The following is a 19,600-nucleotide window of genomic DNA, read 5'->3' as shown; positions in this document are numbered from 1 at the left end:
TATCTGGGCATGTTCGGGACTTACACCCGTTAGAGCGCGCCCATGGCGCGCAAACTCAAAAAAGCAGTTCCATCCGGGAACTGATGATGTATTTGTCCCCTTTTGGGGTGACTCCTGCAAAAGCTTCAAAAATACAGGAGAAATTTGGTCCTGCTGCAGTTATGATCGTGAAAGAGGAGCCTTTCCGGCTCTGTGAGGTTCATGGATTTGGATTTCTGACTGTTGACCAGATTGCAGTAAAGGCAAAACATTTCCGTGCAGATGATCCCCTTCGCATTAAGGCTGCTATTTTGCATATTATGTCAGAAGCAGAAGGCGAAGGACATTTGTATTTAAAAAGAGAGGACATTATTGAACGTGTCGAAAAACTTTTAAATCACAACAAAGATGTTTCACCGGTCTCTGAAAGAGCAATCCGGGATACAGGCAATGATATGATCCATACAGATGGAAGCCTGGTCTGCCACGATGGAGGGTTTTATACACGCAAAAGCTTCCAGGCCGAACTGGGAGCTGCTGCCGCATTAGTCAGGCTCCATATGCAGACGGGAATGGCTGTAAATGTTGACCGTATTTTAAGAAAGATCCAGAAAGAACAGGATATTATTTTGAATGCGAAACAACAGGTGGCAGTAAAAAATGTCTTTGAAAACCCGGTATCCATCATTACAGGAGGACCCGGCAGAGGAAAGACTACGGTGATCCGTTTCATCATTGCTGTACAGGAAGCATTGGATAAAAATGCGGTGATCCTTTTATGTGCACCTACAGGCATCGCCAGAAGGCGAATGCGGGAATGTACAGAGTATCCAGCACTGACAATCCATAAATCCATAGGGCTTACCGGAGAAGCTGGAGAGGAAGAATGGAAGAACGAGCAGCCAATTCCAGATGACCTGATCATAGCAGATGAGTTCAGCATGGTCGATATGTATCTGGCGGACAAACTGTTTGCCAGTATTAAATCCGGTGCCAGACTGGTTCTGGTGGGTGATAAAGATCAGATCGAATCCGTAGGGCCTGGAAAAGTATTTCAGGAGATCATTGATTCCGGCGTATTTCCGGTAACTGTCTTAGATGAATGTTTCCGACAGGAAGGGAATTCCACCATCAGCCAGAATGCCATTAAGATCAATAAGAATCAGCTGGATCTGGTGTTTGATGATACCTTTCAGTTTATTCCGGCTTCCACACCGGAGGAGGCTTCGCGAAAGATACAGAAAATCTATCGAAAAGAAGTACTGCAGAGAAACGGTTCTCTGGAAGAAGTGCAGGTGATGTCACCGCTTCGAAAAGATACGGAAGCAGGTACGGATGCATTGAATCTGGTATTGCGTGACATTGCGAATCCAAAGCGTTTCGGTTATCCGGAAATCACAAATGGCAGGAATACTTACCGGGAAGGTGACCGGGTCATGCAGACAAAAAACAACGATGAAGTAGCAAATGGCGACATTGGAGAAGTCATAGGGATTTTTCGGAAAGATCAAAAAATGGTCATGCGTGTAGATTTTGGAGATGGCCGGGTCATGGAATATCAGGAGGAAGACTATTGGCCGCTGACACTGGCATACGCGATTACGGTACATAAGGCTCAGGGCAGTGAATATCCGATGGCAATCCTTCCAATGCTTCCATGTTTCCGGTGGATGCTTCGCAGAAACATTTTCTATACAGCAGTAACAAGAGCCAGAGAAAGGTTTATAATTGTGGGAAGCAAACGTGCAATCGCACAGGCTATCCGGACGGATTACATCAGCCGGCGAAACACCATGTTTGGGTACCGTATCCGAAAAATATATGAAGCAATCCTGGAACAGGAAAAGAGCGCATAAAGAATGAATGACAGGCAGACGTTGGAAAAATCCAATGCTCTGCCTGTTTCTTTCCTTCGTATGCAGAAAATCACATAATGAAAGAGGAGGGAACAAAATGCCAGATCTTTGTTTTTATGCACCATGGATTATGAAAGAACCCATTCCGGACCCATTTCGGATGATGTTGGAAAAAGCTGGGAAAAAACGGATCAGCTATGATGAAGCGGATTGTTCCATGCGAAATATCAGGAAGCAGGGAAAAGTATCGCGCCTTCATGGGCCTACGTTACATGCACTTCTGACACTGATTCAGATCCGGAAAGAAAAAGACTCTGGGGCTGCCGGTATACAAAGGGGCAGGGATACCATAAATTATTTCTGCATGGAATATCCTGGAAATCAGGGAAAGTATGTAATGACTTATAATTCGAAAAACGGACGTTTCAGTGGGATTTTAAAGACAGAAGAAAAAAACGAGAAACTTCCGGGAATCCGGGAGGGCAAAAACACAGGCGAGCAGTACCTGGCCCTTTTGGCTTATGCCAATCTGGTCCCGGATAATCCTTTATTTAACGAAGAGTTCCAAAAAAATTTCTACATACTTGAAGAACAGGAAAAAAAGGAATGGGAAGACACGGAAACTGCACTGCGGGCGGCATTTATCTGCTGCGATGCCATGTACTGCGAAGTAATAGCAAATCCACAGCAGGCGGTCCCGCTGGAAAAGAGCCAGTTCCGTGCAGAGGAACTGGAGGATGTGCTTCCGGAATATAAAATTGCGGCCGGGGTATATGCACCAAACGATGAAATCTATGGAAAGTTTCATGTGCTTTTGCCTGTAAATGAGAAGACAAAAAGAACACTTTTTGAATTAAAACAGATCTACTCTGGCAGATGGGATGTAAATGAAAGGACAAAAGAAAGGATCCCTTCGCTTCCGGAAGACTATCTGGTAAGTAAGGAAGCTGAAGAAATCCTGCAGATGGTGGATAAGACACCGGCAAGGCTGTTTATGTTGACAGGCGATGCCGGTACTGGAAAGACAACGGATGCCAGAATGATCGCCCAGATATTAGGGCTTCCATATTATGTGTTCACCTGTGGACCTGGAACGGATGAACTGGAACTTTTAGCGACCACCGTGCCAAATATGGGCGGAACAGCACATCTGGAAATGGAATTGCCACGTCTGGAAGACATTGAAATGGATCCGGCTTCAGCTCTTGCAACGGTAAATGGCATTTATGAAGAGGGGATCAGCCGGGAAAAAGCTTTTCAGGAGATCCTGAAAGCAGTTTATGAAAAAGGCTATGAAAAGTCGAAAAATGAAAAATCCTTCCTATTAAAAGAGTCAGAAATCGTAAAGGCATGCAGGGAACCATCTGTGATTGAAATTCAGGAGCCGGCCATGATTGAAAAACCTGGGACACTTACGAGATTAAACTCCCTGTTTGACGATGGAGCTGTAACCGATCTGGTAAATGGAGAACAGATACGGAGAAATCCGGATACCATTGTGATCATGACCACCAATCTGGATTATGTTGGCTGTCAGAACTTCAACCAGTCAGTTCTTTCCCGAATGAATCTGATTCAGCCAAAGGAAGCCCTGACAGAAGAGGAAATGGCAAAAAGGGCAATGAAAAGAACCGGGTTTAAAAACAAAGAACTTCTGTCCTTTATGGCTGCCACGGTCTGCAAGATCCATGAATATTTGATCGAACAGGACATTACGGATGGCGTATGCGGATACCGGGAATTGGAAAACTGGGTGTTAAGTTACATGGTTTCCAATGATCTCAGGAGGTCAGCATGGACAGCACTGCTCAGTAAAGCATCCATGGACAGGGAAGAACAGGGAACTATGGAACGCGTCTTTCTTCTTCCTCATTGTGCTGTGGATTAAAAACGGATGGAGGAAACGAATGAAAAAGGCTTTATACCGGAAACGGATATGTGCAGAGAAAGAAAAACTGACACCGGAAAAAGTATTTCATACGCCGCAGTATCGTGATCTTTTGACCTCGATCGGGCATGAAATCACGGGTGGAAAGTTGACTACATTACGGTTATACGATGATAAAAATTCAGGGATTGCAGGATGGAATCAGGGAGAAACAGTTGCCGTAAATCTTGGAAACCAGATTACGTCAAGTTTTCTGACACTGGAATTAAAAAGTGACAGCCTGATCGGGATTCTGGGACATGAATGCGGACATTACCGGTATACGGATTCTGCACTTAGAAAAAGGTATGCCGAGCATATGTTAAATGGCAGCTGGTATCCAAAGGAGCCAGTACCGGAAAATGCACAGGAAAAAGAGGCATTGGATGCGATGAATGTCTACTTTGAAAGAAAAGATAAAGCAATCCTTTCTATCTTTCTGCAGACAGCATCTTATCTCAGCAATCTTTTGAATGATATGTACATAGAAGAGAAGATGTGCGCCCTTTTTCCGGGAAGCATCCGCAGGGGAATCCTTATGAATCGCGACCGAAATGTGGAATGGCTTCCAACACTTAGGGAAATGCTGGAAACGGAGAAAGACAGGTTATCTATTCTTATGAACCTGTGTGCACAGTATGCCTTGTCTTCAAGGGTCAATGCCTGGGATGGTGCGGATTACGAGCTTATTGATACACTAAAACTGCTTATGCCGGTCATTGATGAAGCGGGAAAGGCAGCAGATGACATGGAGAGATATCTTGCCACCAACCATATCCTTCTGATGATTTGGAAATATTTTGCGGAAATCATAGATGAAATAGAGAAGAACAGTACAGAAAATGAAGAGCAAAAGCCAGAACAGGAAGAGCGTGAAGGGCAAAAGGAAAACCCGAATGAATCCGAAGAAGAACCAGAGGAAGAAAAGCAGGGTAACACAGGGGCACAGACTGAGCAAAATGAAGATAAGATCAGAAAAGAGGATACGGAACAGGGGTCGGAAACAGGAAACAAAGCAGAAAGAAACGGAAAGGATCAGGAAATGGAAGACCATGAAAACGGGCGCACTGCAGAGCTTCAGAAGTTTCTGCAGCAACTGTGTGAAAATCTTCCGAAATGTGTCAGGGAGTCTGGTGGCTTCGAAGACAAACAGAATGAATGTGGCATCCCTGCCTCAGAAACGGAAGCATCCAGTGATAATGCCTTACAAAAGATCCTTTATGAAATGGCGAAAGAGACGCTTGATGAGAAGATACAGAAAGAAATTTTCGAACATCTTCAAAAGGAATTGATGGAGATACCGTTTGAAGAAGGCCATGACCTGGTACAGAAAAAACTTTGCCGTAAGACCGAGATATCAGATTTTTTAAAATTACAGACAGAAAAGTATGAGGGGCAGCTTAAACAGGTAAAAAAGAGACTTCGCCTGAAACTGCTTCCTATATTGAAAAATCAGAAAGAACGCACGGAATATAAGCTTTTTCTTGGACGTCGGGTAGATCTTCGAAACATAGCTGAACCGTCTGGGGCAGTATTTAAGAAACAACAGCCAGGAAAAAATCTGGATATCTGTGTGGCTGTGCTGGTCGATAATTCTTTTTCCATGTGTGGGGAACGGATGGATCATGCCATTCTTGCAGCACTTTGCCTGTATGATTTTTGTATGGAATCAGAAATACCGGTTTTGGTGTGCGGACATCATACAGATGGATACCGGCATGAGAACCTGAAAGACGAAACAGTGTATCTGCATTGCTGCACAGATTTTGAAACGGATGAAAAGGATCGGTTTCGGATCGCTGGTATGCAGCCTTATGGAAGCAACCGGGATGGAACTGCATTGTGGTATGCTGGCAGCCGTCTTTTGGAACGACCGGAAAAGCAGAAACTGCTGTTTGTGATCAGTGATGGTGCACCTAATGCAAACCAGTATGGAGGCACAGGGGCAAAAAGGGACCTTCAGAAGATTCGGAAAAAGCTGCTGCAGCAGGGAGTATTCTTTCAGGCAGCTGCGATCGGAAGCGACAAGGAAGCAATTCAGGAAATTTATGAGGAATCTTTTCTGGATATTACGGATCTTGAACAGCTTCCGGCTCTTCTGACAAAAAAACTGCTGCGCTTTATCAGGAGGTAAGGATGAACAGGAAAAACAGGAAAGAAAAAGAACAGAATGCGGATGTATCAAAACAGATCTGTGTTCATAAGACACAGAACACGTTACTGGAATTTAATAGCTTTTTGCGGATGGCAGAACCAAAGGATTTCTGGCATCTTCACGAAGACTTTGCCAGCGATTATTCCAGGATCCGGGCGGTCATGGTTGACTACAGCAAAGAAGACAGCATCAGCGTTTATGCAAATCTGAGTCCGGAAATCATAAAATACGTGTATTCCCGTATATGGAATAATGTGCAGGAATTTAAATTCTTCCAGCAAAAGATCTTTTGCGAGGATAAAAATTCCAACACGGGAAGAGTTACAGTATTTTCTATACAGAGGAAGGTTCGCAACAACAAAGGAGAAGTTTTGAATTATCCGTGGGTTGTCAGGATACAGAATGGCACCGGTGTAGCGATGCATAATTCCAATGGCGGCCAGTATTGTAAAAAAGACAGCTACCGGAAAGAAAAAGAGGTTACCATACAGCTGAAAGATGAGGAAATCTTCACATTGTTTGCAAGAACTTCTGCTGTGATCCAGGCGTTTGAACAGGATTGCATGACACGCCGCAGACAGGCTGGAAATTTCCGGAATTTGTACAGAATGATAGAAAAACTCATTGTGGGAACTGAGGAGGAAAAAGATAATGCTGCGTAAAAGAATAAAGAAGAATACATTGAAATGGAAAAAAATCTATGCGGAACAGCTTCTTGATATGATGGACGAGGAAGAAAATGCTTTACAGAAGATTTATCTGACAGGGTATGTACTTGAACTGAAAAAGAACCGGTATTTTGCCGGATGGTACAAAGACCGGATCGTTTGCCGTTCCCTGGAGTATGCACGTTATTTTCCGAGTGCTGAGGCAGCGGAAGAGTATGTACATAAGTATCTGGGATTTGCAGGCATGACCTGTTATGTCTGCCATGTAAACTGGACGCTGGCTTCCTGCGGGAGTGGAAATATGGAAGATAACGAAGAGAACTTGTTAGAGGAAAATGGTAAGATCCTTTCGTTTGCAAATTATGCAGATGTAAAGCAATACCAGAAACAGCGAGGCATGGAACATTCTACAATGGCGATCACTTATGCAAGCCGGAAAAAGAAGATTATCCTGGCAGCATAAGAACAATTTTGGGAGACTGGCGAACAGTCACCTTTTTATAAGGGAAAACAGGAGGAAATTGGATGGAATGGAAGATTTATGAAGAATGGCTTGATATTACCCTGTACCGGCAGATGACGAACCTGATCTATAAGCTGTCATCTAATGAGGAAAAATATAAAATTTATATGCAATTAAAAGAAAATGATATGTTTCTGGAAAAGCCGAAAGTAGACATGGAAACCGCTTATGGACTGCACTATCCGGGAGAAGTCCTGGAGCGCATTGGAGAACATCTGACCTTGACAAAGCAGACATACCGTGCCCTCGGACTTGCCCTGGCAAGGATGATGCCTTTACAGGAGACCTGTATGTTCAATGGGGCACAAAAGGATCTGTTCTGGAAAAAGATGAAACAGATTCTTGGAGAGAAAGACCTGTTTTTGATCAGTATCAATTATATCTGTGAGGAAAAGGAAAAGAATCGGTGGAAACAGGCCATGCATGCGTATCCATTTGAGCGAGCAGAAGAAATGCTGTTTGCCATGTCCATCCTCCCAGATGATGAAATACTGTGGGAAGGCATAAAACAGAAACTTGCTGACAGCTTTTCAAAGAACCGGAAGATATCCGTATTTACTGAATGGAATCTTTTCGTGTGGATGGTAGGCAAAGTAATGACCAAGCTTAAAGGGTATCGTAAAAAGGATCTGGATATCCTGAAACTGCTGGCAAAGTTAGCAGTCACAAATGCTAAAAATGCGGATGCCGTTTTGGAAAAACGTATGCGTATGTTTGGATATTCCGACAAAGAGACCGCTTTTTTAAATTTTGTACTGATGTATTTTGTAGAGAGACCCGATCGGATAAGCCTTTCCGGGTTGACAGCAGAAAAAATTGGGCTGAATGTATTAGAGGCATTTTTGCCCGGAAAAGAGACATATCCAGAAGAAGCTTATGTACTTTGTTCACGGATTTTAAGAACATATGGGAAACTTTCTGTCCGTATCGACGGTAAAGAACGGCTGGAAAAATGCATGAATGAAACGTTCAGGGTGGAAAATGTAAAAACGTTTCTTACGTTGTTTCCATTTAGAAGTAATGAACCGGAAGAGTGGCACTACATTGATCTGACAGAAGAAAAATGGGATCCTCTGGTAAAAGAACTCTCTTCGGAAGAATTTGAAGCGTGTGTTACAGATACTCTGAAAGGCAAAACATACAGTACGAAAAGTTTGCTGAAGTATCTGGAACGTTATGAAAACCTTACAGGAAAAAGATACCAGGATGTTTTCTGGAAAAAGAGTGAGCCGGAACTTTACGCGGTTTTCAACCGGCTGATCCTGCATGGGATTTTGGATGGAAAAAAGTATCTGGAAGAGTTTGTAAAGGATTATAAAAATGAAGATCCAGATTTGGAAAAGAAATGGGAATTTATGGCAGGATATTTAAAAAGTGAAATAAAGGATCTTTGTAATGAGCATTCCTATCCTATGCTGAAATTTCTGATCAATGAGATTGGAATGGATGGATGCGAATTCTTAAGCCCCTGGAGGATTTTAAAGGAAACTTTCTCCTTGGGATACTATGCTATCCAACATAGAGAATGCGAATTTTTTTCGCCAGTTCTGGGAAAAGAGGAACACCGGGAACTGTTTTCAATGGTAGAAAAGAAGTTCTTTTATGAATATCCGGATATTTATCCAGAATACCTGACGGTCTTACTTTTAAAGGAAAGTACAGCACTTTGGATGGAACAGTCAGAAGCATATGAGCTTTCCAAATTGCTTCTTCCATTTATAAGTGATTCTTATCGAAGAGAAACCCTGTATCAGAAATATATGACAGAAGAGGATCGGAAAAGATATCAGGAACGGAAAGAATGGCTGAAGGAACAGAAAAAACGGATAGATCACTGGAAAACTGAAAAAAACATCAAACAGCAGTTTAATCAGATATTACGGGAAAACAGAAAAACGGATAAGGAGATTCAGTCTATTTATGAGTTTTACAAGAATGGTCGTTATTCATATGGCCATAAAAAGCTCTACTGTAAGATCGTTTCCTCGTATTTAAAAGATAATTTTACAGGAACAGCGAAAAAGCTTATGGCAAAAAAGGAAGCTCTGTATCTTCTTAAGCTGGCAGAAAATATGTACCAGGACGAATGCATGGAGTTATCGGAGATTACTGAATTAATAGAAAGAGCAGAGGTAGCGTGATGATCGAAAGAATCTTAAAGCACATGAATATTTACAGGGAAATGAAAAATGCAGCAATTCCCCTGAACCTGATAGGAAAGAAAGGGGAAGATTCCTGTATGAATGCGGACAGACTGGTAAATCAGCAGGAACTTTCCAGTCTGATGGAGGGGTTAAATGAGGAGACGATTTCTTCTTTGATGGACGATCCGGAAATACTCAGCTATTTGGGGAAAATGAACAAAAAGGATTTTCCTATTTTAGAACCAGACCGCATCAGAATGGTCATAGAATGTGCGGGAAATGAAAAACTGTCCGAATTTCCCTATGAAAAGATTGAGAAAGTACTGGCAGATAAGGAAATCCCGGACCGGATCGTATATGTTTATCTGAAATATTATGCTTTTCTGGAACCGGAAGAAGAGTTAAAGAAACAGCTTGTAGCAAGTCTTGAGACCTGCATTGGTGAATTTGATGTTGCCCGGGCGGGGATAAAGATACGCATGCTTTTGATAAATCCGGCTTTTTCAACAGAGCTTCTTTATGAGCTGCTCAAGGATGAGGAATCATTGGCATTACTTTTGAAGCAGGATCTGATGGAACTCGTAAATTATTTATCCGAGTTTTGTAAAGAAACGGAAAGCTTAAATAAGAAACAGCTGGAAGAACTGAGCCGGCATCCAAAAGAAATTCGGAATGGACTGGAAGTGATTCTCACTCAGATTCCAAAAGAATGGCAGGCCTCTTTTCTTCACTTGTGGCTTTGGAACGAATCATTATATACAGATATTCCGAAGCTGATAAGATTTTTGACAGGTCCAGATGCAGATTTTGAAAAGGTTTCAAACGGAAAGGCAGCCTATGTGAACACTCTGTATGGAAATCCGCTTCCAGATATGGATCTTTATGAGCTCACTTTGGAAAAGACAGAGCTTATCCTGTATGCCATTACGAAACGGAAGAAACATTTCCTGGAACTTTTGCGAAAGAATGGAGACTGGCTTATAAACCTTGACAGGAATTCGTTGATTCTGGATGAAGAGGTTTATAAAAGATGCCTGAATCTAAATACTTTAAACGAGCAAAATTTAAGGGATTGTGAATATATGGTAGTTCCCTGGAGAAAGAGTGAAGAATCACTGTTTTCGAAGCCTCGTGTATTTGAAGAATTGAAAGTCCTGTACAATGTGAAAGCAGTCTATATAGACCTGTATGATCGTTTAGCATACTCCAAAAGTGATGATCGTCTTCGGGTGATTCGTGAGTTGATAAAAAGAGACTGCCTGACAGATGCATTAGAGGAAAATCAGGTTGAGCGATTGGCAGAAGCTTTGTCAAAAAAGCCGCTTTCCAGATGGATGCAGGAGGATTTTAAAAACATTCTGGATCTTCGGCATGAAACAGCCATATGGATTTTGATATTTTTAATGGATTTTACTGAACTTTTAAAAGAGCTTACAAGGGATAATCAGGTTTACTTCCTTTTACATAATCAGAATCTTTTAAATGGCTGTTCCGGATTACCTGCATTGATGGACAAACTATTGGCCCAGGATCCTTCCTGGAAGAATTTAAAGACAGAATTGAATATTTCGGATGCTTTTGTTGCGGAAAATAAATCCAATATCCAGAAGTTCATTTATGAAGGCGGCGCTGAGATCATGACTTCCTTTCTGAACAGGCAGCCGAAAAAGAAGGAAGAGATCCGAAGAATCGTAAATGCTGAGTTATTAGGAAAATTCATGGAGCTGAAATACCATGAAGGAGACCTGGGACGGGAAATTGCTTTTCCAATAAAAAGAGATACAGAAGAAATCTGGAAAGAAAAGCTGCTGCGCGTGGATTGTGGATGGGAAATCTGGGAAGAGGACAGCCTGCTTCCGGTGATGCAGATAGGAGAAGTACCGCTGCGCAGCTGCATTTCCTATCGGAATGGTCCAAATTGTGATTGTCTGTTATCCTGTTTTGATGCAAATAAAAAAATTATATTTATCAAACACAATGGTAAAATTGTATTTCGTGCAATCCTCCGTCTGACAAAGGGATCTTTTGTAGCTGCGGATGAAAGGAAGACGATTGAGTTTGTTGATGTGACTGTCAAAAGCGAACCACATGAAAATAAAGCAGAAGAACTGGTTTTGTTTTTGGAACGTTATTATCAAAGCGGACTTAGCGAACATGAAATACGAAAAGCAGTAAATATAACTGCTATGCTGGTAAAAGAAAAAGCAGAAAAACTTGGAGCAAGGCTTGTGCTTAGCAGCAGTTATAAGAATGTTCTGGAAAATAAAAACTATGTTTTGACAAACTTTTATATGTATATTTCCGCATCTAAAAATGGAAGCCAGTATCTGGACAGCCTTGGAGGGGTCGCTGGTGTCAGTGCTTCCGGAAGCTATACCTGCAATACATTTTTGCTGGAAGCAGAAGAGAGGAGAAAAGAGAGCTTATGAATATACGAAGAGCAGGAAGAAAAGTAGTAAAAAACCTACATAAAGAGTATGGCATATATCGGATCGGTTTTGTAAATATTTATGGTGAAGAAGATGAAACAGAATTGGACGCCATGAACATCAATGATCTGGAAAGATTATGGCTGTCTCTTTGTCCGGAATTTGAGTGCAAGGGAAACAGTGTATGCTATGTGGAACGGGTAGGTTAAAAAACACCCGATGCAATTCGGGGAAAAAGTGTCTTGTAAAGGTCATTCATTGATGCTAAGATAAAATAAACAAAAGCTTTTTCGAAAATTTCTTCATAACATAAAAAGAATAAAGAGGGAGGTGACAGCGAACGTGGCAGATGAAAAAATTGTGCCAGAGAACGGATTGGAAGTACGTTACGAAAGATATAAAGGTATTATTAAGAATTTTACACTCATGAGTGACTTATTTATGAGAAATGTTTTCAAACAGAGAGAATGCCTGGAATATGTTCTGCAGGTCATTATGGAAAAACAGGATCTGAAAGTAATTGATCAGATCATCCAGAAGGATTATAAGAATCTGCAGGGACGATCCGCAATCATGGACTGTGTTGCCAGAGATTCCGAAGGCAAACAGTTTGACGTGGAGATCCAGCAGGATAATGAAGGTGCATCACCTAAGAGGGCACGTTACCATAGTGGTTTGATGGACATGAACACTTTAAATCCGGGTCAGGATTTTGATGAATTACCGGAAAGCTATGTGATCTTTATTACCAGGGATGACATCCTTGGGTATGGCTTTCCTATTTACCATATTGACAGGCATATCAAAGAAGCCGATGATAGCTTTCAGGACGAAGCACATATTATATATGTGAATTCCAGAAAACAGGAAGACACAGAACTTGGGAGACTTATGCATGATCTGCATTGCAAGAATGCGGATGAAATGCACAGTCCAGTTCTTGCAAAACGGGTACATGAATTAAAAGACACGCAGAAAGGGGTTGAGCTTATGTGCCATGAAATGGAAAAAATTTATAGCGAAGGAATGGAAAGCGGGGAGAAACGTGGTGAACTCAAAAAAGCAAAAGAAACAGCACTTTCACTTGCAGAAATGGGTCTGCCTGTTGAAAAAATTGCAAAAGCTGTAAATCATAATGTGAATGAAGTCCAAAAATGGATTGATGAAAATCTATGTGCAATAAAATAAGAAACGCATTTATAAATGGGCAGGTCTGTTGGGCTTGCCCTGATTTATATAATATCGTGCTTAGGAGTAAATATCCAGTTATAATAGAGCAGTTATTCTGTATCAGAGTTGTAGAGACATCAGCCATAAATATATAGTATTAGAAAAGGAGCCTGTCAAATGGAAACATTAGTTATCTTTTTTTCGCAGAAAGGAAAGACAAAAGAAGCTGCTGGACGGATCGCACAGCTTTCCGGTGCAGATCTGGCAGAGATTAAGACTCATAAATCTTACCGGATGTCTTATAGAAAAACGGTATTTACCTCATTAAAAGAAATTTTATTAAATGAGCGGCCAGAACTGGATATGGAGATTCCTGATATTTCTGCATACGACAGGATACTGATAGGAAGCCCGATCTGGTGTGGAACAATTCCAAATGCAGTATTCAGTTTTCTGGACAAGGTAAATCTGAATGGAAAAAAAGCAGCAATTTTTACAACCAGCGGAGCTACAGAACCACAAAAAATTGCGGTGAAGATCAAAAAGAAATATTCTGCAAAATGGTGCAGACCATTTAATGCGAACCATGCAACAGATGAAAATATCACAGATTGGTTAAAATAGTATGATCTCACAAACAGGAATGCGGATGAAATGCACAGTCCGGTTGTTGTAAAACAGGTACATGAATTAAAAGACACGCAGAAAGGAGTGGAGCTTATGTGCCATGAAATGGAGAAAATTTATAGCGAAGGAATGGAAAGCGGCGAACTAAAAAAAGCAAAAGAAACAGCTCTTTCTATGGCAGAAGAGGGGATGGATGTTAAGAAAATTGCCCGCCTGGTTAAAGTAAGCGAAGACGATATCCAGAAATGGATTGATGAAAACATGTGTGTGGCGAAGTAAATAAAAATCATATTATAGTGGGTAAGTCGGTTTTCGACTTACCTATTTATTAATTAAAGGTCAGGAATTTTTAGAGGCAAACTTGAGATTTGGTGTCGATGTAGAACAAAATAGGATTAATCAGTTTTCTAACAGCTGATTAATCCTATTTCATTTTTATTATTCTTTTTGTATGTGATTGTTTTTACGAAAACTGAGTTCTCGCATAAAAACACTTCCGTTTTCGTATTGATTGATTCAGCAGGTCGCACCGGTGTGGTACTGTTCTGCTGTGGGATAAGCATACGAAAATCGGAGGAAAAAGACATTGAGGGGAAATTGAGCTGGAATTGAGAAAAAAGATATATTGTGCTTACGTTCTTCATGTACTCTTGTTGTGATTTCATTGTTTTTTATCGTATAATATGGATACTGGAGGTGGTTTGGATGAAATACAAGATTTTAGTTGTCGATGATGATAAAGAATTGGTGAAAATGCTTTGTAGTTATTTTAATATGAAACAATATGAAACCATTACGGCTACAGACGGAATGGAAGCATTAAATAAAATAAAAATGAAACCGGATATTATTTTGTTGGATATCAATATGCCACGCATGGATGGGATTGAAGTATGTCGTCTGATACGCAGTAAAGTGTTATGTCCAATTTTATTTCTGACAGCAAGAGTTGATGAAGATGATAAAATTAATGGGTTGCTTTCAGGTGGGGATGATTATATTACGAAACCATTTAGTCTTCGGGAGTTGGAAGCGAGGATTGTTACAAACATAAAGAGAGAAGAAAGGCATCAACAAAAAACAGAATACCGCTTCATGGATGAAATGCTGATTGATTATTCTGAAAAAATAGTAGCTATAGCTGGACACAAGATGGAGTTCACAAAAATTGAATATCAGATTATAGAATTCTTATCCATGCATCCGGGGCAGGTGTTTGATAAAGAACGTATATATGAACAAGTCTGTGGATATGATGCGGAAGGGGACAGTAGAACGATAACGGAGTTAGTACGGCGTATAAGGAAAAAACTAGCGGATTGTTCAGAAAAAGAATATATAGAAACTGTATGGGGGATTGGATACCGATGGAAAAAATAAGAAACTTGTCACTGAAAAAAACAATTCTGTTTTATTTTGTGATCAGCTTGACGGCAGCATTTCTGTTATCTGCATTTACAGTTCATTTTGCAAGAAATATGCAGAATGAAATATGGGAAAAATATATTGATTATGCAGATTATACGGACGTGTTTCAGCAACATGGAAAGAAATACGATATTGAGATATCAAGACCTAATCAATCGCAGATGAATCGTTTGGACTATCATCTTTCGGAAATGTGTGACTTTATAGAAACATATTCGGTACTGATTTTTTCGATTGTTGGGAGTGTTGCTGCGGTTTTCTTTTTTTATAAAAACAAGTTAAAGACGCCTCTACAGGAATTAAAAGATGCCTCACAAATGATTGCAGATAATGAACTGGATTTTCATGTGTCCTATGAAAATAAAGATGAGATGGGAACGTTGTGTAAAGAATTTGAAATGATGCGGAGTGCTTTAGCAGATAACAACAGAAAGATGTGGCGAATGATTGATGACGAGAAGGTCTTGCGGAATGCAATTGCACATGACATACGTTCTCCACTTTCCATATTGCGAGGGTATCAGGAAATGCTCTTAGAGTTTATTTCTGCTGAGAGTATAAAAACAGAGGATATTATGGATATCTTGCAAACAGGCATGTATCAGATTGACCGAATAGAACATTTCACGGAAAACATGAGAAAAATGTCCCATTTAGAACAGAGGAAACTGCAATGTTCAGAGATAGTATTATCGGAGCTGGCAAAAAAGATTGAGACAGAAGCTGTCATGCTGTCCAAGAAGGAAAGTAAACTATGTAAGGTAGAAAGCGTACAGGAACAAAACGTTGTGAAAGTGGATGAGGAACTTGTCATGGAAGTGACAGACAACTTACTGGAAAATGCGGTTCGATATGCGCAAAAAAGTATTGCTCTGCAGATAAGGAAAAAAAATGGTTTTCTTATAATTTCTGTTGAAGATGATGGAATAGGTTTTGTGGATACTGAGGAAAAAGTAACAGAGCCGTTTTATCATAAGAATCCACAAGATGATTTAAAGCATTTCGGTCTTGGCATGTATATTTCTCGTATTTTCTGTGAAAAGCATGGAGGAAATTTGAAAATATATAATGCCAGACAGGGCGGTGCTCATGTAGAAGCTCTTTTCAAAGCTGAATAAAAATATGTTAGAAGGCTAAGATCATAAATAAAGTGGTTTTAGTCTTTTTTGTTGTGAATTTATTGAGAATTGATTTGTATGATGCTGTTAAAGAAATAAAGAAAGGAAGAGATACAATGAAAACAATCATAAAAAGAAGTATACTTGATTATTTAAAGAACCCTGTTTTGTGGATTGGCTTGATTATTATAGTCGCCAGTATATATCAATGTCTGTCATCGTATTTGCAAATTCATTATATCAAACCGAATGAACAGGTTACACAAAATGATGTAGCATTGGGAGATGCCGATGTCATGGATGGCTACATTCCCACATCTGATGATAAGGAAAGAAGAAGGGAGTGGGAAGATACGATCAGAGAGACTTTAATGGACACCTCCAAAAATGGTTTTGGATTTAGCAGGCAAGAAGCGGATGATGTCGTGAAAAAAATTCAGAATATGGATGTAAAGACTGCTTCTGAGTTCCTGGAATCCCAATATGGCTATTATAACGCAATATATGCTTATGAAGACCTTGAAATTCATAAGGGGACAACAGAAGAAATCAATCATTATATCGAACAGAAATTATCCGAACATTCTTTTTCCTGGTACTTTGCAAAAAAATTTACGGATTTTGCAGGATTGCATATGGCCTTTTTTGCAACAGTCTTGCTATCATTTTTATTTATTCAAGATACACGAAAAAGTACCTATGAATTATTACATACAAAGCCTGTTACGGCAATCCAATATATATGTGGGAAAGTAATAAGCGGATTCATTAGTATGCTGGGAGTATTAGTGATTTTGAATGTTATATTCTTTATGCTGTGTTTGAAAACGTCTTTAGAATCGGGCTTTCCAGTAACATTAATTGATTTTTGCGTGAATTCTCTGATCTATATTGTTCCAAATCTTTTGATGATATGTTGTGTCTATACAATTACAGCAGTAACATTTAAAAATCCGCTTCCGGCAGCACCAATCTTGTTTTTATACATTATATATTCAAATATGCTGACCATGAAGAATGATATTTATTATATGAGACCGTTCTCTATTATGGTGCGATTCCCTGGCAGATTTTTTGAAACACATGCAGCCAAAATGTCAAACATAAATCAGATTATTCTTGTAATTTCATCAGTTATATTAGTATGTATTTCTGTTACAATCTGGAAAAGGAGGAGGGTTCATTGAAAACGGAACTAAAAAACTGCCTGCCATTATATAAGATTTTTTATTCATGCGCATTTATACTGATATTGTGTGCTATTCATCCGATTATATACTATGAAGAAATCGGTTCAGCGATTCAGTCTCCAATAGCATTTTTAACAATTATTTTTTGTAGTGACACATATTTGATGGAAGTAAAAAGTAAGCGTGCCGATGTATTTCATTTGTATGATCAAAAAAAGCAGTTAAAAGTAATATCACAGAGAGTGTGCGTTCAAATATTATATTTATTAATACTTTCCTGTGTTGGATATGTTTTATTTTTCTGGCAAAAACCGGGCAGTGTAAACGAAGGCGTTTCGGGCACTCTGATATTCCTTTTATTTTTCATTGCAATGTTCGGAACCATCTGGCTTTGGAGTATATGCTCTGTGATTTTGTGTACATTGCTTGGAAATATGTGGGCAGGTATAGGATGCTTATTTGGAATTGTCATTGGTCTTATATCGAAAGCGGGCAGTTCATTTTTCGGGAATCTGGGATTGTTTTCTTTCAGCTCTTGTGAACTTAATCAATTAATGTCCGAGAGTTGGATTTATGGAACGCTTGTGTCTTTTATAGTGGGTATGCTTTTATTTGCAGTATTACCAATGGCTTTAAAGAAAAGGGGATAGATTATGAGTATTAGAATAAATGATTTAACAGTTAGATTTAAAAATGGTGTAGTTGCAGTAAATAAGGCGTCTCTTGAAATACCTAATGGAATTTACGGACTTTTGGGAGAGAATGGTGCGGGAAAAACCACGCTGATGAGGGTTCTTACAACCGTTTTAAAACAAACGGAAGGAATGGTTTCGCTTGATGGAATTCTGTATAACGAGGGAAATTATGAAAAAATACAGAAAAAGATTGGTTATCTTCCACAGGAAATCGACTTATATCCGAATCTTACGGTGAAAGAATGCCTTGTATATATGGGAGGACTATCAGGAGTATCCACAAATGACCTCAAACAAAGAATTACCTATTATCTGGAAAAGACTTCTCTTACAGAGCATCAGAATAAAAAAATGCGGCAATTATCTGGTGGTATGAAGAGACGTGTCGGACTCATACAGGCACTTCTTAATAATCCGGATTTTTTGATTATTGATGAACCTACCACCGGGTTAGATCCGGAAGAAAGAATCAGGATCCGCAATCTTCTGGTTGATTTTTCAAAGGATAGAACTGTGCTGTTTTCCACTCATGTAGTAGAAGATTTAGCAGCAACCTGTACGCAGCTTGCCATTATGAAAAAAGGAAGTTTTTTATATTCCGGAAGCGTGAGTGGGTTGCTGGAAAATGCAAAGGGCTGTGTTTGGAATTGTACGGTACAAAATGCAGAAGAAGCCCGTTTGTTAGAAGCCAATTATTCTATTTCATCTAAGCAGTATGTAGAAAATGGAATTCATATGAAAGTATTAAGCAAAGAAAAGCCAAATGAGAATTGTGTCCCGGATAATGATATCACTTTGGAAGATGCATATATTTATTTGACGAATAATCGAGAATAAAAGATATTAGTGTAGGGAAACGGTAACGAAAGTAAAATTTGATGGAAGCTTCTATACAGAGACGGAAATGACAACAGATTTGTATGTGGATGATGATATATGCTCTAAGTGACTTCTTAATCATGATTTTGTCATGGTTAGTGAAGCAATCACTTAGAGCATTTTTGTTTCAGGAGGTACAGCTATGAGAAATGAGAAAATCACCCCACTGTACGAGCGCCTGAGCCGGGACGATGAGTTACAGGGCGAGAGCAACTCCATATCCAACCAAAAACAGATGTTGGAGGATTTTGCCAGCCGGAATGGGCTGCCAAACCCTACGCACTTTACCGATGACGGTATCTCAGGCACCCGTTTTGACCGCCCCGGATTTTTGGCGATGATGGAGGAAGTGGAGGCAGGGCGTATAGAGGCAATCGTCATCAAGGACATGAGCCGGTTAGGACGCGACTATAACATTATGAATGAATTTTACGCCCGTGATACCAGCCGGAAAATCTGCTCTGTGTTCAAGTCAAAAGGCATGAGTGGCAAGCATCTGACCGGCACTGTGATTTACGGCTACTTATGGGACGAAAAACGAGAGCATTGGCTGGTAGATGAGGAAGCTGCCGAAGTGGTACGCCGTATATTCTCCCTCACGCTGGAGGGATATGGACCTTATCAGATTGCTTGTAAACTATCCACAGACCGAATTGAAATTCCTGTCGTACACCTTGCCCGCTTCAATGAGGGTGTGAACCGTTCAAAGCCGGTCAAAGACCCGTATGGATGGGGATCATCTACCATCGTGAACATCTTGAAAAAACGAGAGTATTTAGGGCATACCATCAATTTCAAGACCCGCAAGCACT

General features: G+C 40.1%; 17 protein-coding genes. All 17 read left to right on the top strand.

The genetic code is table 11. The features are described 5' to 3' along the window. Window positions 1-1,835, top strand: a 1,835-nt coding sequence (locus G5B06_RS17310) for an AAA family ATPase (RefSeq protein ID WP_244094589.1), incomplete at its 5' end; no start/stop codon positions are given. A 97-nt stretch (window positions 1,836-1,932) separates the two neighbouring features. Then, complete coding sequence (locus G5B06_RS17300; RefSeq protein ID WP_244094588.1) at window positions 1,933-3,723, top strand: hypothetical protein; 1,791 nt, start codon at window positions 1,933-1,935, stop codon at window positions 3,721-3,723. Window positions 3,724-3,742: 19 nt separating this feature from the next. Then, the gene (locus G5B06_RS17295; RefSeq protein ID WP_244094587.1) at window positions 3,743-5,896 is read left to right on the top strand and encodes a cobaltochelatase CobT-related protein; all 2,154 of its coding nucleotides are present in this window, start codon (window positions 3,743-3,745) and stop codon (window positions 5,894-5,896) included. 2 nt (window positions 5,897-5,898) lie between these two features. Next, entirely contained in the window at window positions 5,899-6,579 is a 681-nt protein-coding gene (locus G5B06_RS17290; protein ID WP_119200556.1) for a hypothetical protein, read from the top strand. Next, the gene (locus G5B06_RS17285) at window positions 6,569-7,048 is read left to right on the top strand and encodes a hypothetical protein (RefSeq protein WP_117738803.1); all 480 of its coding nucleotides are present in this window, start codon (window positions 6,569-6,571) and stop codon (window positions 7,046-7,048) included. Before G5B06_RS17290 ends, G5B06_RS17285 begins: the two co-directional genes overlap by 11 nt. A 62-nt stretch (window positions 7,049-7,110) precedes the next feature. Next, window positions 7,111-9,249, top strand: coding sequence for a hypothetical protein (locus G5B06_RS17280; protein ID WP_173772629.1), 2,139 nt, complete (start codon window positions 7,111-7,113; stop codon window positions 9,247-9,249). Then, complete coding sequence (locus G5B06_RS17275) at window positions 9,249-11,681, top strand: hypothetical protein (protein WP_173772628.1); 2,433 nt, start codon at window positions 9,249-9,251, stop codon at window positions 11,679-11,681. Before G5B06_RS17280 ends, G5B06_RS17275 begins: the two co-directional genes overlap by 1 nt. Then, on the top strand, window positions 11,678-11,890 hold the full coding sequence (locus G5B06_RS17270) for a hypothetical protein (protein WP_005422985.1): 213 nt from the start codon (window positions 11,678-11,680) through the stop codon (window positions 11,888-11,890). The genes G5B06_RS17275 and G5B06_RS17270 overlap by 4 nt, the downstream gene beginning before the upstream one ends. Window positions 11,891-12,107: 217 nt before the next feature. After that, window positions 12,108-12,869 carry an Rpn family recombination-promoting nuclease/putative transposase gene (locus G5B06_RS17265; protein WP_244094590.1) on the top strand — a complete coding sequence of 254 codons (762 nt, stop codon included), beginning with the start codon at window positions 12,108-12,110 and terminating at the stop codon, window positions 12,867-12,869. 159 nt (window positions 12,870-13,028) lie between these two features. Then, the gene (locus G5B06_RS17260; RefSeq protein ID WP_173772627.1) at window positions 13,029-13,475 is read left to right on the top strand and encodes a flavodoxin; all 447 of its coding nucleotides are present in this window, start codon (window positions 13,029-13,031) and stop codon (window positions 13,473-13,475) included. A 30-nt stretch (window positions 13,476-13,505) separates the two neighbouring features. Continuing rightward, entirely contained in the window at window positions 13,506-13,757 is a 252-nt protein-coding gene (locus tag G5B06_RS17255) for a hypothetical protein (protein ID WP_173772622.1), read from the top strand. Window positions 13,758-14,183: 426 nt separating this feature from the next. Beyond that, on the top strand, window positions 14,184-14,858 hold the full coding sequence (locus G5B06_RS17250) for a response regulator transcription factor (protein ID WP_114001644.1): 675 nt from the start codon (window positions 14,184-14,186) through the stop codon (window positions 14,856-14,858). Then, window positions 14,846-16,024: a sensor histidine kinase gene (locus tag G5B06_RS17245; protein WP_114001643.1), complete on the top strand. Its 1,179-nt coding sequence runs from the start codon at window positions 14,846-14,848 to the stop codon at window positions 16,022-16,024. Before G5B06_RS17250 ends, G5B06_RS17245 begins: the two co-directional genes overlap by 13 nt. 116 nt (window positions 16,025-16,140) lie before the next feature. Beyond that, on the top strand, window positions 16,141-17,211 hold the full coding sequence (locus G5B06_RS17240; RefSeq protein WP_114001642.1) for an ABC transporter permease subunit: 1,071 nt from the start codon (window positions 16,141-16,143) through the stop codon (window positions 17,209-17,211). Then, window positions 17,208-17,864, top strand: coding sequence for a transporter (locus G5B06_RS17235; protein ID WP_226845194.1), 657 nt, complete (start codon window positions 17,208-17,210; stop codon window positions 17,862-17,864). Before G5B06_RS17240 ends, G5B06_RS17235 begins: the two co-directional genes overlap by 4 nt. A gap of 3 nt (window positions 17,865-17,867) precedes the next feature. Further along, window positions 17,868-18,746, top strand: a complete 879-nt coding sequence (locus G5B06_RS17230; protein ID WP_114001641.1) for an ATP-binding cassette domain-containing protein — start codon at window positions 17,868-17,870, stop codon at window positions 18,744-18,746. A 184-nt stretch (window positions 18,747-18,930) separates the two neighbouring features. After that, on the top strand, window positions 18,931-19,600 hold a 670-nt coding region (locus tag G5B06_RS17225), incomplete at its 3' end, for a recombinase family protein (RefSeq protein ID WP_173772619.1).

Source organism: Blautia luti (assembly GCF_013304735.1).
In the GTDB taxonomy this organism is placed as follows: domain Bacteria; phylum Bacillota; class Clostridia; order Lachnospirales; family Lachnospiraceae; genus Blautia_A.
The sequence above is the reverse complement of the archived record's forward strand: the minus strand, read 5'-3'. Positions and strand labels throughout refer to the sequence as shown.

Bases quoted from the DNA above. Each gene is read 5' to 3' on its own strand.
- G5B06_RS17300 (WP_244094588.1), top strand. From the start codon at position 1,933: ATGCCAGATCTTTGTTTTTATGCACCATGGATTATGAAAGAACCCATT.
- G5B06_RS17295 (WP_244094587.1), top strand. From the start codon at position 3,743: ATGAAAAAGGCTTTATACCGGAAACGGATATGTGCAGAGAAAGAAAAA.
- G5B06_RS17290 (WP_119200556.1), top strand. From the start codon at position 5,899: ATGAACAGGAAAAACAGGAAAGAAAAAGAACAGAATGCGGATGTATCA.
- G5B06_RS17285 (WP_117738803.1), top strand. From the start codon at position 6,569: ATGCTGCGTAAAAGAATAAAGAAGAATACATTGAAATGGAAAAAAATC.
- G5B06_RS17280 (WP_173772629.1), top strand. From the start codon at position 7,111: ATGGAATGGAAGATTTATGAAGAATGGCTTGATATTACCCTGTACCGG.
- G5B06_RS17275 (WP_173772628.1), top strand. From the start codon at position 9,249: ATGATCGAAAGAATCTTAAAGCACATGAATATTTACAGGGAAATGAAA.
- G5B06_RS17270 (WP_005422985.1), top strand. From the start codon at position 11,678: ATGAATATACGAAGAGCAGGAAGAAAAGTAGTAAAAAACCTACATAAA.
- G5B06_RS17265 (WP_244094590.1), top strand. From the start codon at position 12,108: ATGAGTGACTTATTTATGAGAAATGTTTTCAAACAGAGAGAATGCCTG.
- G5B06_RS17260 (WP_173772627.1), top strand. From the start codon at position 13,029: ATGGAAACATTAGTTATCTTTTTTTCGCAGAAAGGAAAGACAAAAGAA.
- G5B06_RS17255 (WP_173772622.1), top strand. From the start codon at position 13,506: ATGCACAGTCCGGTTGTTGTAAAACAGGTACATGAATTAAAAGACACG.
- G5B06_RS17250 (WP_114001644.1), top strand. From the start codon at position 14,184: ATGAAATACAAGATTTTAGTTGTCGATGATGATAAAGAATTGGTGAAA.
- G5B06_RS17245 (WP_114001643.1), top strand. From the start codon at position 14,846: ATGGAAAAAATAAGAAACTTGTCACTGAAAAAAACAATTCTGTTTTAT.
- G5B06_RS17240 (WP_114001642.1), top strand. From the start codon at position 16,141: ATGAAAACAATCATAAAAAGAAGTATACTTGATTATTTAAAGAACCCT.
- G5B06_RS17230 (WP_114001641.1), top strand. From the start codon at position 17,868: ATGAGTATTAGAATAAATGATTTAACAGTTAGATTTAAAAATGGTGTA.